Origin of the sequence: Streptomyces sp. NPDC051105, from assembly GCF_040682795.1 — a bacterium.
Lineage (GTDB): Bacteria > Actinomycetota > Actinomycetes > Streptomycetales > Streptomycetaceae > Streptomyces.
In genome coordinates, this window is sequence record NZ_JBFBBR010000010.1 from 235,804 (window position 1) to 249,312 (window position 13,509).

General features: G+C 70.4%; 14 protein-coding genes. 9 read left to right on the forward strand and 5 right to left on the reverse strand.

All coding sequences use genetic code 11. From position 1 onward, the window contains the following. The first annotated feature begins 101 nt into the window (after nucleotides 1-101). Nucleotides 102-854, forward strand: a complete 753-nt coding sequence (locus AB0N16_RS25455; RefSeq protein ID WP_365800375.1) for an SLATT domain-containing protein — start codon at nucleotides 102-104, stop codon at nucleotides 852-854. Between the two features lie 98 nt (nucleotides 855-952). After that, entirely contained in the window at nucleotides 953-2,107 is a 1,155-nt protein-coding gene (locus tag AB0N16_RS25460; RefSeq protein ID WP_365800377.1) for a Gfo/Idh/MocA family oxidoreductase, read from the forward strand. Nucleotides 2,108-2,149: 42 nt separating this feature from the next. Here AB0N16_RS25460 and AB0N16_RS25465 read toward each other — a convergent pair whose 3' ends face one another. After that, nucleotides 2,150-3,970 carry a serine/threonine-protein kinase gene (locus AB0N16_RS25465; protein WP_365800379.1) on the reverse strand — a complete coding sequence of 607 codons (1,821 nt, stop codon included), beginning with the start codon at nucleotides 3,968-3,970 and terminating at the stop codon, nucleotides 2,150-2,152. A 222-nt stretch (nucleotides 3,971-4,192) separates the two neighbouring features. On the opposite strand from AB0N16_RS25465, the gene AB0N16_RS25470 reads away from it, so the two are divergent. The 4 genes from AB0N16_RS25470 (at nucleotide 4,193) to AB0N16_RS25485 (ending at nucleotide 9,565) form a co-directional block, all read left to right on the forward strand. After that, entirely contained in the window at nucleotides 4,193-5,548 is a 1,356-nt protein-coding gene (locus tag AB0N16_RS25470; RefSeq protein ID WP_365800381.1) for an aspartate aminotransferase family protein, read from the forward strand. Nucleotides 5,549-5,706: 158 nt separating this feature from the next. Continuing rightward, nucleotides 5,707-6,405 carry a GntR family transcriptional regulator gene (locus tag AB0N16_RS25475; protein ID WP_365800383.1) on the forward strand — a complete coding sequence of 233 codons (699 nt, stop codon included), beginning with the start codon at nucleotides 5,707-5,709 and terminating at the stop codon, nucleotides 6,403-6,405. After that, the gene (locus AB0N16_RS25480) at nucleotides 6,402-8,825 is read left to right on the forward strand and encodes a dolichyl-phosphate beta-glucosyltransferase (RefSeq protein WP_365800385.1); all 2,424 of its coding nucleotides are present in this window, start codon (nucleotides 6,402-6,404) and stop codon (nucleotides 8,823-8,825) included. The genes AB0N16_RS25475 and AB0N16_RS25480 overlap by 4 nt, the downstream gene beginning before the upstream one ends. An 89-nt stretch (nucleotides 8,826-8,914) precedes the next feature. Beyond that, nucleotides 8,915-9,565 carry a hypothetical protein gene (locus tag AB0N16_RS25485; protein ID WP_365800387.1) on the forward strand — a complete coding sequence of 217 codons (651 nt, stop codon included), beginning with the start codon at nucleotides 8,915-8,917 and terminating at the stop codon, nucleotides 9,563-9,565. A 43-nt stretch (nucleotides 9,566-9,608) separates the two neighbouring features. Here AB0N16_RS25485 and AB0N16_RS25490 read toward each other — a convergent pair whose 3' ends face one another. The 3 genes from AB0N16_RS25490 to AB0N16_RS25500 all read right to left on the reverse strand — a co-directional run bounded on the left by AB0N16_RS25490 (nucleotide 9,609) and on the right by AB0N16_RS25500 (nucleotide 11,287). After that, complete coding sequence (locus AB0N16_RS25490; protein ID WP_365800636.1) at nucleotides 9,609-10,013, reverse strand: hypothetical protein; 405 nt, start codon at nucleotides 10,011-10,013, stop codon at nucleotides 9,609-9,611. A 5-nt stretch (nucleotides 10,014-10,018) separates the two neighbouring features. Further along, nucleotides 10,019-10,282 carry a hypothetical protein gene (locus AB0N16_RS25495; protein WP_365800389.1) on the reverse strand — a complete coding sequence of 88 codons (264 nt, stop codon included), beginning with the start codon at nucleotides 10,280-10,282 and terminating at the stop codon, nucleotides 10,019-10,021. Nucleotides 10,283-10,357: 75 nt separating this feature from the next. Continuing rightward, on the reverse strand, nucleotides 10,358-11,287 hold the full coding sequence (locus AB0N16_RS25500; RefSeq protein ID WP_365800391.1) for a hypothetical protein: 930 nt from the start codon (nucleotides 11,285-11,287) through the stop codon (nucleotides 10,358-10,360). A gap of 88 nt (nucleotides 11,288-11,375) precedes the next feature. On the opposite strand from AB0N16_RS25500, the gene AB0N16_RS25505 reads away from it, so the two are divergent. After that, entirely contained in the window at nucleotides 11,376-12,212 is an 837-nt protein-coding gene (locus AB0N16_RS25505) for a helix-turn-helix transcriptional regulator (RefSeq protein ID WP_365800393.1), read from the forward strand. Continuing rightward, entirely contained in the window at nucleotides 12,209-12,463 is a 255-nt protein-coding gene (locus AB0N16_RS25510; protein ID WP_365800395.1) for a DUF397 domain-containing protein, read from the forward strand. Before AB0N16_RS25505 ends, AB0N16_RS25510 begins: the two co-directional genes overlap by 4 nt. On the opposite strand, the gene AB0N16_RS25515 is transcribed toward AB0N16_RS25510, so the two are convergent. Next, the gene (locus AB0N16_RS25515) at nucleotides 12,460-12,810 is read right to left on the reverse strand and encodes a hypothetical protein (RefSeq protein ID WP_365800397.1); all 351 of its coding nucleotides are present in this window, start codon (nucleotides 12,808-12,810) and stop codon (nucleotides 12,460-12,462) included. The genes AB0N16_RS25510 and AB0N16_RS25515 overlap by 4 nt on opposite strands. Nucleotides 12,811-12,982: 172 nt before the next feature. On the opposite strand from AB0N16_RS25515, the gene AB0N16_RS25520 reads away from it, so the two are divergent. Continuing rightward, the gene (locus AB0N16_RS25520) at nucleotides 12,983-13,498 is read left to right on the forward strand and encodes a DinB family protein (protein ID WP_030947091.1); all 516 of its coding nucleotides are present in this window, start codon (nucleotides 12,983-12,985) and stop codon (nucleotides 13,496-13,498) included. Nucleotides 13,499-13,509 lie beyond the last annotated feature (11 nt).

The window sequence follows — 13,509 nt, forward strand, 5'->3', positions numbered from 1 at the left end:
GTCAGCATCCATTGTCACGTGCGGTGCGATGGCCGAGGCCATGCGCAATGACGGTCCGATGTCACGGAACGCGATCGGTTGTGATCAGTAGGGAGTGCCGGGTGGGCCAGCCGGAGATGCAGCCCGAGGGACCGCCTCAGGAAGGGCGGGGCGAGGGCGCGGCCGGACTGCGGCCGGGTGACCTGACCGGGCGGCCGTTCCCGCTCGGGGACTGGGGTGAACCGGCCGAGCGGCTCGACGAGCTGTACCGGTGGGTGGAGCGCGGGGCGCTGGTGACCGCCGAGTGGTATCTGTCGGACCGGGTGTGGAAACGGCGGGGGGCCAGGGCACTGCGGTGCGGGGCGGCCGTGGGCGCGGTACTGGGCGCCGCGCTGCCGCTCCTCGACCTCACCGGGGTGGTCAGCGGGGTCGCGCCCTGGGGGTATCTCGCGCTGCTGATGGCGGTGGCGTGCGTCGGCATCGACCGGTTCTTCGGGGTGACCTCCGGCTGGATAAGGGACATGGCGACGGCGCAGGCCGTGCAGCGACGGCTTCAGGTGCTCCAGTTCGACTGGGCGGCGGAGAGCGTGCGGGAGGTGCTGGGACCGGCGGAGGGCACGGCGAGCGAGGCGGCCGAGCGGTGCCTGGCGGTGCTGCGGCGGTTCTCGGAGGACGTGACCGAGCTGGTCCGTACGGAGACGGCCGACTGGATGGTGGAGTTCCGCACGGGCCCGGCACCGCTCGGCATGCAGGCGACGGTGACGGCGGGCCCACGCGCGGACGCGGGACATCTGAACGGCCGCTTCCCGCTGCCCCCGGGCACGAACGGAACCCGCCCGAACATGCCCAGACAGCGGCCGCCGGAGCCCCGGTGAGCAGATTTGTTAAGACGGCCTAATGTCTTGACATCGGCGGAAGCGGCCCCGCATCGTGAGCGGACAGTCTCCGGAACGGTCCGAAGGGGGGCAGCCACATGGTGCGTACGCTCGGCGTCGCCGTCGTCGGGTTCGGCTGGATGGGGCGGGTGCACACCCAGGCCTACCAGCGGGTCCCGCACCACTTCCCGCAGCTGTCCCTACGCCCTGAGCTGGTGACCGTCGCCGAGGAGGTGCCGGGCCGGGCCGAGGAGGCCGCCGCACAGTTCGGGTTCGCGTCCACCACCCGGGACTGGCGTGCGGTGATCGCCGATCCGCGCGTCCATGCCGTCAGCATCACCGCGCCGAACTTCCTGCACCGGGAGATCGGCGTCGCCATGGCCGAGGCCGGCAAGCACATCTGGATCGAGAAGCCGGTCGGCCTCACCGCCGAGGACGCGGGCGCGGTCGCCGACGCCGTCGCGAAGGCGGGCGTCCAGGGCACGGTCGGCTTCAACTACCGCAACGCGCCCGCCGTCGCGTACGCCCGTGACCTCATCGCCTCCGGCGAGCTGGGCACCGTCACGCACGTCCGCATCCGGCTCTTCAGCGACTACGCGGCCCACCCGGACGGCGCCCTGACCTGGCGCTACGAGCGCGCACGCGGCGGCGGCGGGGTCCTCGGCGACCTCGCCTCGCACGGCGTCGACCTGGCCCGCTTCCTGCTCGGTGACATCACCGCACTCGCCGCCGACACCGCCGTGTTCATCCCCGAGCGCGCCCGCCCCACCGGCGCCACCGCCGGCCACACCCTGGCCACCGGCGGCGCACTCGGCCCGGTCGAGAACGAGGACTACGTCAGCTGCCTGCTGCGTTTCGCCTCCGGCGCCCGGGGTGTCCTGGAGGCCTGCCGGGTCTCGGTCGGCGAGCAGAACAACTACGGTTTCGAGGTGCACGGCACCCAGGGCGCCGTCTTCTGGGACTACCGGCGGATGGGCGAACTCGGCGTCAGCCGCGGCACCTCCTACCAGGACCAGCCCGTCAGCACGGTCTACGTCGGCCCCGGGCACGGCGAGTACGGCGCCTTCCAGCCCGGCGCGGCCAACGCCATGGGCTACGACGACCTCAAGGTCATCGAGGCCCGCAACTTCCTGCGCTCGATAGCCGAGGACACCCCGTACGGCCCGACCCTGCGGGACGCGGTGCACAGCGCCACCGCCCTGGACGCGATGAGCCGCTCGGCCGCTCAGGGCACCTGGGAGAGCCTCGGCTGAACCACCAGGCTCTGCGACAGGGCACCTGCCCGTGCGTGCGGATCACCGTTTGCTGTACGTGAGACTCTCCTCGCCGTCCTTCCGGACCCGCTTCAGCCTGCCGTCCGAGAGCAGGGTCACCTCGGTGGCCTCTCCGGCGCTGCACGACGAACGGGGCTTGCCCGTCGTGACCGTGGAAGGACCGATCTCCAACGGGCCGTCCGAGCCGGGCTTCTCGGCGAGCTTCGCGCCGAACTCGCAGTGGTAGCCGGGGCCGTCGGCGACCAGGGTGAGGACCGTGTCGCCCACCGCGCCCTGGCGGATGGTGAGTTCACGGGTGTTGTGGCCGGTGGAGTTGTCTATCGCCGTGGTCCAGGTGCCGAGGAAGGCGGTGGGCACGGTGCCGGTGGAGGGGGCCGAGGAGGAGGGCGACCCGGTGGGCGCCGGTTCTCCGGTGGAGGTCCGGGCGGGCGCGGAGGAGGTGGGGTCGGCGGTACCGCCCGCGGTGCCGCCCGCCTTGTCGTCGCCGCCGTTGTTCATGAGCGCGTACACGGAGCCGCCGGCGGCCAGCAGCACGACCAGGGCGACGGTGACGAGGAGCGCGGTGGAGCGGGGGGTACGGCGGGACTCGCCATCGGGTGTGGGGTCGTACGGCGGAGGCGGCGGGGGTGTGTAGAGCGGCTGGGTGGGCTCGGGGGTGGCGACGGTGGTGTGAGGGGTGGTGTAGGGGTTGTACGGCTGCGGGTGCTGGTGGGGTTGGTTCGGGTAGCCGTAGGCCGGGTGGGCGGGGGCGTGTTCGGGGGACGGTGGGCGGAGTGTCGGCTGCGGGTATGCCGCGGCCGGTCGCGGCCCCGCCGCGGCCGCCGCGGATTCGGCACCGCCCCGCGCCCCTGGGTCGGCCGGCCCCCGCACCCATGGGTCGGTTGATCCGCTTCGCGGAGCCTCCGCCACGGCGCCGTACCCCGTCGGGTCCTCCACCTCCAGCAACTCCACCGCATGGCGGCCCAGTTGGGCCACCAGGGAACCGGGTAGCCAGGGGTCCCTGGAGCGGCCCTCCTCGACCGTGTCGACCGCTCCCGTTCTCGCCAGGATCGCGTCCAGGGAGGGGCGGGTCGCCGGGTCCTTGCGGAGGCAGTCGCGGACCACGTCGGCGATGCCCTCGGGAAGCCCGGACAGGTCGGGGTCCTCCTGGGCGATGCGGAACATCTGCGCGTGGGCGCCGCCCTCGGTCGAGCCGAAGGGGAGCCGGCCGGTGGCCGCGTAGGTGAGCACCGAGCCGAGGCTGAAGACGTCGGAGGCCGGGGTGATCCGGTCGCCGCGCACCTGCTCGGGGGCCATGAAGCCCGGCGAGCCGACGAGCGAGCCGGTCCGGGTGATGCCCTCGCCGGGCAGGGTCTCCAGGGCTCGCGCGATGCCGAAGTCGATGACCCGGGGGCCCTCTATGGTGAGCATCACGTTGGACGGCTTGAGGTCGCGATGGACGATCCCGGCCGCGTGGATGTTGGTGAGCGCGTGCGCCAGCCCGGCGGCGAGGATGCGCACCGACCGCTCGGGCAGGGGCCCGTGGTCGTGCTCGACGACCCGCTGGAGGCTCGGCCCGGCGACATAGCCGGTGGCCACCCAGGGCACGGCGGCCTCGGTGTCGGCGTCCAGGACGGGCGCGGTCCAGAACCCGCCGACCCGCTGGGCGTTGCGCACCTCCTGCCGGAAGCGGGCCCGGAAGTCCTCCTGCGCGGCGAGTTCCGCCCGTACCAGCTTCACGGCGACGGTACGACCGCGCTCCGACCGGGCGAGATACACCTGCCCCATGCCGCCCGCGCCCAGCCGCGCCAGCAGCCGGTACCTCCCGATGTGCTGCGGATCCCCGGGCCCCAGCTTCTCCATGGCAGATCCGCCCCTTCTCCACACTTGTGATCGAGCCGAGAATATTCCGGCCGCTCCGGCGGCCGGGCCCCGCCTTGTCTACGGTTCCGTAACAGGTACCGGTCGCCCCGCCGTATCCGCGGCTGTGTCCACGGGCTGTGGACAACCTGTCGCGGAATCCGCCCGGCCATGGAACATGTCGCCGATATCGCGTCCGCACCGGGTACTCCTAGGCTCGGCGCCATGACCCCTCAGCCCAGTCCCGAGGCCGGAGCCGCCGTCAAGGCGGCCGACCGTGCGCATGTCTTCCACTCCTGGTCCGCGCAGGACCTCATCGACCCGCTGGCCGTGGCCGGTGCCGAAGGGTCGTACTTCTGGGACTACGACGGCAGGCGTTACCTGGATTTCACCAGCGGGCTCGTCTTCACCAACATCGGCTACCAGCATCCGAAGGTCGTCGCCGCGATCCAGGAGCAGGCCGCGAGGATGACCACCTTCGCGCCCGCCTTCGCCGTCGAGGCCCGTTCGGAGGCGGCCCGCCTGATCGCCGAGCGGACGCCCGGCGACCTTGACAAGATCTTCTTCACCAACGGCGGCGCGGACGCGATCGAGCACGCCGTGCGCATGGCCCGGCTGCACACCGGCCGCCCGAAGGTGCTGTCCGCCTACCGCTCGTACCACGGCGGCACCCAGCAGGCGATCAACATCACCGGCGACCCGCGCCGCTGGGCCTCCGACGGCGCCGCCGCTGGGGTCGTGCACTTCTGGGCGCCCTTCCTCTACCGCTCCCGTTTCTACGCGGAGACGGAGGAGCAGGAGACCGCGCGGGCGCTGGAGCACCTGGAGACCACGATCGCGTTCGAGGGGCCGGGCACGGTCGCGGCGATCGTCCTGGAGACCATCCCCGGGACCGCCGGGATCATGGTTCCGCCGGCCGGGTATCTGGCGGGCGTCCGGGAGATCTGCGACAAGTACGGCATCGTCTTCGTCCTGGACGAGGTCATGGCCGGGTTCGGGCGCACGGGTGAGTGGTTCGCCGCCGACCTGTTCGGGGTCGTACCCGACCTGATGACCTTCGCCAAGGGCGTGAACAGCGGGTACGTGCCGCTCGGCGGTGTCGCCATCAGCGAGCGGATCGCCGAGACCTTCGCCAGGCGGCCCTACCCGGGCGGGCTCACGTACTCCGGGCATCCACTGGCCTGTGCCGCCGCCGTCGCCACCATCGGCGTGATGGCAGAGGAAGGCGTCGTGGAGAACGCGAAGCGGCTCGGCGCGGACGTCGTCGGACCCGCGCTGGCCGCGCTGGCCGAGCGGCACCCGAGCGTGGGCGAGGTGCGCGGCACCGGCATGTTCTGGGCGCTGGACCTGGTGAAGAACCGGGAGACCCGGGAGCCGCTGGTGCCGTACAACGCGACCGGGGAGGCCAACGCGCCGATGGCCGCGTTCACGGCTGCCGCCAAGCAGCAGGGTCTGTGGCCGTTCGTGAACATGAACCGGACCCATGTCGTGCCGCCGTGCAACGTCACCGAGGCGGAGCTGAAGGAGGGCTTCGCGGCGCTCGACGCGGCGCTGGGCGTGGCCGACGAGTACACGGTGTAAGGGCGCCGATTTCGGGTGCGGGGCGGTGGGGGCTGAGCGCGCAGTTCCCCGCGCCCCTGAAGGGGCGCTCATGGAACCCGAACGCGTAAGGTGGCGTGCTCGTAGATGTACATGTAAGCGAGCACGTCACCCGAACGCGTGAGGAGAGGCACCCGACGATGCCCGGCAACGGCGCTGTGACCCGCAGTACCCTGCGCCAGCAGATCGCGGACGCGCTCCGTGACGAGGTGCTCGCCGGACGCCTCCAGCCGGGCCGGGAGTTCACGGTCAAGGAGATCGCCGAGCAGTACGGGGTCTCCGCCACGCCCGTCCGCGAGGCTCTGGTCGACCTGTCCGCGCAGGGCGTCCTCGACGCCGACCAGCACCGCGGCTTCCGGGTCCCGGAGTACTCGCTCACCGACTACCGGGACATGATCGAGGCCCGCAGCCTGGTCATCGACGGTATGTTCCACGCCCTCGCCCAGGGCCACCACCCCGCGTTCAAGGACCCCCAGGAGCCCCGGGTCACGGCCGCCCTGGCCGCGGTCCGCCGGCGCGGCGAGGAGGCCCAGCGCGCCGCGACCGCCGGCGACCTCACCGTGCTGGTCGGCTACGACCTGCGTTTCTGGCGGGAGCTGTCCGCGCTGTTCGGCAACCCCTATCTCGGGGACTTCCTGCACCGGCTGCGCGTGCAGTCCTGGGTGTGCGCGGTGCAGCAGCTGCGCCGGCTGCCCGATCTACGCGGGTATCTGTGGTCCCGGCACACCGAGTTGGTCGATGCGCTGTCCCGGCGGGACACCGAGGCCGCCCGGGGGATCGTCGCCGCGTACAACACACACTCCCTCGCCCTCATCGAGCGTCTGTCGGAGAACGGATGACCGCGCCCCCGGAGACCGTGGACCTGTCCGTGGTCATCCCCGCGTACAACGAGGAGGAACGGCTCGGCCCGACGCTCGACGCCGTCACCCGCTACCTCGCCGGCAACGAGAACCGCTTCGGCTCCTGGGAAGTGATCGTCTCCGACGACGGTTCCACCGACGGGACCCGCGAGGTCGCGGCCTTAGGGCATCCGCACGTCCGGCTGGTCTCCGCTGACCGCAACCGCGGCAAGGGCAACGCCCTGCGCCTCGGGGTCGCCGCCAGCGGCGGCCGCCGGGTGCTGGTCACCGACGCCGATCTCGCGGCCCCGATCGAGGAGCTGGAGCTGCTCGACAAGGCGCTCAGCGAGGGCAACGCGGCGGCGATCGGCTCGCGCGCGGTGCCGGGCGCGGAGATATCCGACCACCAGCACCGGCTGCGCGAGCTGCTCGGCCGCGCCGGGAACCTGCTGATACGGGCCACCGCGGTGCCCGGCATCAAGGACACGCAGTGCGGTTTCAAGCTGTTCGACGGCGACCGGGCCCGGGAGGCGTTCGCCGGGTCCCGCCTCGACGGCTGGGGCATCGACGTCGAGGTCCTCCAGCATCTGCACCGGGGCGGCGGGGCCATCGCCGAGGTGCCGGTCCGCTGGAGCCACCAGCCCGGCTCCAAGGTCGGCCCGCTCGCCTACCCGAGGGTCCTCGGGGACCTGGCCCGCCTCCGGCTGCGCCGCCTGCGCCCGGCCGACCTGCTGGTCACGGTCCTCTTCCTGGCCCTGTCGATGGCCCTCTACTCGGGCCGCTTCTTCGACCCGGACCACCGCTATCTCACCGACTCCCTCCAGGACCAGAACCAGTGGGAGTGGTTCTTCGCGGTGACCGCGGACAACCTCGCGCACTTCCGCAACCCGCTCTTCTCCGACTTCCAGAACTTCCCCGACGGCGTCAACCTGATGGCCAACACGGTCATGCTGGGCGTCTCCGTCCCCTTCGCCCCGCTCACGCTGCTCGCCGGACCGGCCGTCTCGCTCAGCGTCTGCATGGCCCTCGGCCTCGCCGCGACCGCCGTCGCCTGGTACTGGCTGATCGTGAAGCGGGTGGTGCGGCACCGGGGTGCCGCCTTCGTCGGCGCGGCCCTCGCGGCCTTCGCGCCGCCGATGGTCAGCCACGCCAACGCGCACCCCAACTTCGTGATCCTGTTCATGATCCCGCTGATCATCGACCGTGCCCTGCGGCTGGCCGCGGGCGCCCGGGTCCGGCGGGACGGGATCGTGCTCGGTCTGATGGCCGCCTACCAGATCTTCCTGGGCGAGGAGCCGTTCCTGCTGGCGGCGCTGGGCATGGCCCTGTTCGCCGTGGCCTACGCGGCCGTACGACCGCAGGTGGCGAAGGAGTCCTGGCGCCCGCTGGGCAAGGGGCTTCTGATCGCCGGGGCGGTCTGCCTCCCGGTCGTCGCCTTTCCGCTCTACTGGCAGTTCACCGGGCCGCAGAGCTACCACAGCGTCCTGCACGGCGACGACGCCGGAAACAGTCCGCTCTCGCTCCTCGCCTTCGCGGAGCGCTCGCTGCTCTTCGGGGACGCGGGCCGCGCCAACGAGCTCGCCCTCAACCCCACCGAGCAGAACGCGTTCTACGGCTGGCCGCTGGTCCTGCTCGCCTTCGGGATCGTCGTACGCCTGTGGGAGCGGCCGCTGGTCAAGGCGCTGGCGTTCACCTCCCTGGCCGCGGCCGTGCTGTCGCTGGGCCCGAAGATCCGCGTCCCGCTGACCGACACGGTGTATTCCGGCCCCTGGGCGCTGGTGCGGAAGCTGCCGCTCTTCGAGTCGGTGATCGAGGGCCGGGTGGCGATGATCTGCGCCCCGGCGCTGGGTGTGCTGCTCGCGCTCGCGATCGAGAAGGTGCTGGCCACCCGTCGTGTCGGCACCCAGTACCTCGGCCTGCTCGCCATCGCGCTCGCGGTGCTCCCGATCGTCCCCGCCCCGCTCAAGTCCGAGCAGCGGACGGCGGTGCCGGAGTTCATCGCGAGCGGGATGTGGAAGTCGTACGTGGGAAAGGGCGAGTCCCTCGTCCCGCTCCCGCTCCCCGATCCCGGGTACGCGGAGGCGCTGCACTGGCAGACGGCGGCGGACCTCGGGTTCAAGCTCCCCGGCGGATACTTCAACGGCCCCTACGGCGAGGACCGCATCGGTATCTACGGTGCCGTCCCGCGCTACACCTCCAGCATGCTGCGGGACGTCCGCTACAGCGGGAAGGTGCCGGTGATCGGCAAGAACTGGCGGGCGCAGGCCGCGAAGGACTTCGCCTACTGGAAGGCGGGCGTCCTGGTGGTCGCCCCGCAGCCCAACGACGACAAGCTGCGGCAGGCGGTCGAGGCTCTGACCGGAAAACCCGGTAAGTGGACCGGTGGGGTCTGGGTATGGGATCTGCACGAGGGGAGCTGACCGGCGCCGCACCGATTACTCTTCCCTGACCACCTAGCTGAGCACTTGCTGTGAACGCGCTGATATCGCGCTGATATGAGGAGCCCTCTTTGGCCTGTGACCTCTGGCTGGTACCGCTCGTCGACGTGTTGTGCCACACGCCCGACAACCCGTTCGCCGAGGAACTCGCGCAATACAACAAGGTGCTCGCCGAGGCCGGGCTGCCCCCGGTGCCGGTGTACCAGTACATGCCGGGCCTGTCCGGCGAGGTCGCCCCGGTGGCCGGCTTCGACTACGACGCGCTCCACTTCCTGCGCCGCGCCTATCTCCTCCAGGTCTGCGGCCTCCCCGTCTCCCCGGTGGACGACCTGGGCGGTGACTACGAGCAGCTCCTGGAGATGTTCGAGTCGACGGCCCAGCAGTCGCATCTGGTCTGGCACTACGACCACGCGGGCGCCTACGTCCCGGTCGACTTCCCGAACCCGCTCTCCAGCGACGAACTCCTCGCGAGCGGCGGCCCCTTGGGCTCTTCCCAGTCGCTGCTGCGCGAGCTGGAGTACGTAGCCCCGTCGATCGGCATCGACCCGGCGAACCCCCCGGCCCCGCCGCAACCCCCCGCCGCCCCCACCGACCTGGAGGAACCGGCGGTCCCGGCTCCCTACGACCCGAGCCCCTTCGCCCGCGAACGCCACGTCTGGCTGGGCCTGCACGCGGCGGCGACGCGGAGTCTGGCGCAGGGGTCGATGATCGTCTTCAGCTGACGGGCGGGGCGCCGGGTGGAGAGGCGCCCCGCCCGTAGTGCGGTCACCGCTGGTGCGGCAGCCTGATCGTGCGGACGAGGGGCATGTCGGCGTAGAGGTCGGGGTCGACGGTCACCACATGACGCCCGTCGGGCCAGTCGCCCGTCGGCCGGGACAGATGGACCGCGTGCCCGAGCCGCCACTCCACGCCGTCACGCAGCAGCGCGCCGACCGTGGAGGCACCGGCGAAGTCCAACTCCACGATCTCGACGGCCGGAAGCGCACCGATGTGCTCCGCGACGCCCTTGCGCATGCCGTCGGCGGCGGCCAGGCAGAGTGCGGGGACGTAGACATGCCGGGTGGGCCCGTGCTCCGTGTTCGCCACGAAGTGGGAGGCCAGCGAGTTCCCCGAGCCGAGTGCCAGCAGGGCGGACTCGTCGAAGACGACACCGGTGGAACCGGCCCTCATCGCGCTCACAGGCTGTCCACGGGCCGACCGGCCTCAAGGTCCTGCCAGACCTTCTCCGTCCGGTCGTGCTCCTCGTCGGTGAAGGTCACCCCGAAGTGCGTCTCGCAGTACGCCTTCGCCTCCTCATACCGCTTGCGCAGTTCCTCCTGCGTGGGCGTGGCCCCAGCGAGTTCGGCGATCAGGTCGCGCATGGTCATCCCACGCTCTCGGGCGAGCACCATGAGGCGATCACGGACAGCGGGGTCGACCTTGACGGTGGTGTCAGCCATGATGCAAGTATACCTCCGGTATACCGTCTCGGGCCGATCAAGCACAGCGGTCATTACGTTCCTTTCTCTTGGGGACTAGGCCGCCACGGGGTGAACTTTTTGCAATTCACCCACCGGTGGCCGACATTCGTACGGCCTCTCGAATACCTCGCAGATCGTCGAGTACTGCCGCGTCACCGGATCCCGCCGCACCACCCGCCGCAGATAGCCCCGTTCCTCCAGCTCACGCAGGGAGGCGACGACCGTCATGCAGCCTTCCCGGCGCCGCGCCGCGAGCATGCGCTCCGTGATCCACGAGCCGCTCGGAAGACTCAAGAGGTACGCCAGTACGCCCGCCGCCGCCCAGGACAGACGTCGGTCCCCGAAACGGGAGTTGGCGAGGGCTGCGAAGGCGCGCAGGGGCGCCGTACGATGAACGCGCATCGGAGTGGTAGCTCCCGGTGTCGAGCCCCCGGGTGTTGGCGCACCGCGGGGGCAATCTGTTGATCGTGACTTTAGGGCCACACAAAGCGGCGCGCGCAAGCCGGAACCCCCTTTTCCTGGCTGTTTGTTCGCGCATTTCACTCCGGCGAGTGAAGGCGCGGTGCGCAGAAGTCGCGTGTGTACGAAACGGTCGGGGGCGGTCGGCCGGAAGCGCCAGGACAACGGCCAGGTCATGTCGTCCAGCGCGGGGATCGGGATGTACGACACCCGGGCCGGATCGGCGGTCAGTCTGGTCACCTCCGCAGGCCACGGCAGGTGGTCCGTACTCCCGGCCGCGACGAGGAAGTACACACACCGCCGCCTGCTCGCGACCTCGATGACCGGCCCCGGATCCCCGCCGGTCATCCCCGCGAGCCGGTCGGCGAGCCGCCGCCCCCAGTCGCCGTCGTCCACGCGGACGGCATCGAACTGGACGCCGGCCTTGCGGAGTTGAACACCGGAGGCGGGTAGCCAGCCGAGGCTTAAGGGAGCATTTTGCGCATTCATGGGATCAGTTTCGGCACCTGCGGCTACCGTCGCCATAACTCTGAGTCGACCACCGAATACGGTCGGAAATCAGGGTGGGTTGGTTGTGACCGGTTGAGTTCGGTTGAGTTCGGGGGTGACCGCAATGGCGCGGGCTGAGAACAAAGAGGAAGCGAGCGGCACGGCACAGATGGTGGCCGCCCTGGCGAAGGCACTGCGTGAGCAACAGGAGCTGACACAGGAGGAGTTGGGGAAGCGGACCGGCTACACGGCGTCCGCGATCAGCGCGATGGAGACTTGCGCGCAGCCCGCCAGCGACAAGATGCTGGTGGCGCTGGAGGAGGCGATCGGCGGCGGGATGGGAGTCTTCGAGAAGGCCCGCAAGTACATGCTGCTGGAGAAGTACCCTCCTCGGTTCCGGGGCTTCTCGGAGCTGGAGGCCGGGGCGGTCACGATCTCGTCGTACGAGACGTTCGTGGTCGACGGTCTGTTCCAGACCGAGGACTACGCACGGGCACTGATCGGAGGCAGCTTCCCGCCGGCCTCCGAGCAGAAGCGGGAGGAGCTGGTCGAGGCGCGACTGGCCCGCCGGGCGCTGTTCAAGCGGGAGCCGGCGCCGATGATCGAGCTAATCCTCGAAGAGAGCGTGCTGCGGCGACCGTTCGGGTCCTGGGAGGTACTCCGTGGACAACTGCTCTCGCTCGCCGAGGACGCACAGCGGGACAATGTGTGTCTGCAAGTGCTGCCGATGGAGCGAGGGTTGCGGGGCACGCACGCCGGTGATCGCGGCGCCATGAAGATGGTGGTGACCGCGGACCACGAACACGTTGTCTACATGGAGACCGAAGACCAGGGCATCCTGGTCAGCGAACCGGAGGAAGTGTCCCAACTCGCCCACCGCTATGCGAAGATCCGCGCACAGGCCCTGAGTACCGACGACTCGGTGAGCCTCATCGAACGGTTGGCAGGAGAGAAGCGATGACCGACACCGGAACCCTTCGGTGGTTCAAGTCCAGCTACAGCGACGGCGGGGGCGGCAACTGCGTCGAGACCGCCTACACCTGGCGCAAGTCGTCCTACAGCGACGACAGCGGCGGCCAGTGCCTCGAAATATCCCCCTGCCCCCGCACCATCCACATCCGCGACTCCAAGAACGGCCCCGACGGCCCCCGCCTCACCGTCTCCCCGGCCTCCTGGGCCGCCTTCCTGGAGGGTGGCGCCTCGGCCCGCTAGCCGGCCCAGTCGACCGAGCCCTCGAAGCCGGCGCTGTCGCAGTAGGCCACCGCACGCCCCTCGGCCCCGCGGTCGCCGCGAACCGCGTTGACGGTGTCGTCGAGGATGTGGGTGCCGCCGTGTTCCAGTCCGGCCCGGTCCAGCCTCTTCGCGGCCTCGATGGCCTCGTGCCCTGCCCATTCGGTGTTGTCGCTGGGGGTCGTGGCGTGCGCCGCATCCTGCCAGGACCCCAGCTTGGCGCAGTAATCGCCCTGCCACTCCTTGGCCTGCGCCGGATCGTCCGACGAACAACCGCTCATCAGGACAGCGGCAACGACAACGACCGCTGCTCGCTTGGTGTGCTGCATGGACATGCCCTCCCCGAAGATGCCGACACAGGATATAGAGCGGTCACCGCACTAGAGGCTGTCCGGCGGATCTTGCCGGGCCGACGTGCCCAGGGTGGATGAGGCAGTACTCGACGGGGTGGTGTTCATTAATCACTCGCGTGCCCCTACGACCTGCGGGAGACTCCCCGCGATGACGCAACGAACCGATACGCCTCCCACCTGGGACGAGCGCACGCAGCTGATCACCTTCCTGGACTACGCTCGTGACACGGCGCGAGCCAAGTGCGAGGGCGTGTCTGTGGAAGACGCCCGCAGGGCGCCGCTTCCGAACTCACCGCTGATGACCCTGTGTGGGCTGATCAGCCATCTGCGGTGGGTCGAGTACCACTGGGTCCAAGTGATGTTCCTGGGGGAGGAACCAGCGGGTCCGCTCACGCAGGCGAGTGACGACGACCCCGACCCCGAGATGCGGACAGCTGTCGACATCCCGTTGCCCCAGCTTCTCGCCGCATACGAAGAGCAGAGCGACCGCTACCGTCGCCTGCTGTCCGACCACGACTTGAACGCAAGGGCCAAGCGTCCCATCAGTGACGGTCGCCACGTGGACCTCCGTTGGGTGATCCTCCACCTCATCGAAGAGATCTCCCGACACAACGGGCATCTCGACATCGTGCGAGAGCTCGTCGACGGACGGACCGGCGTCTAATTAGCTCCCTT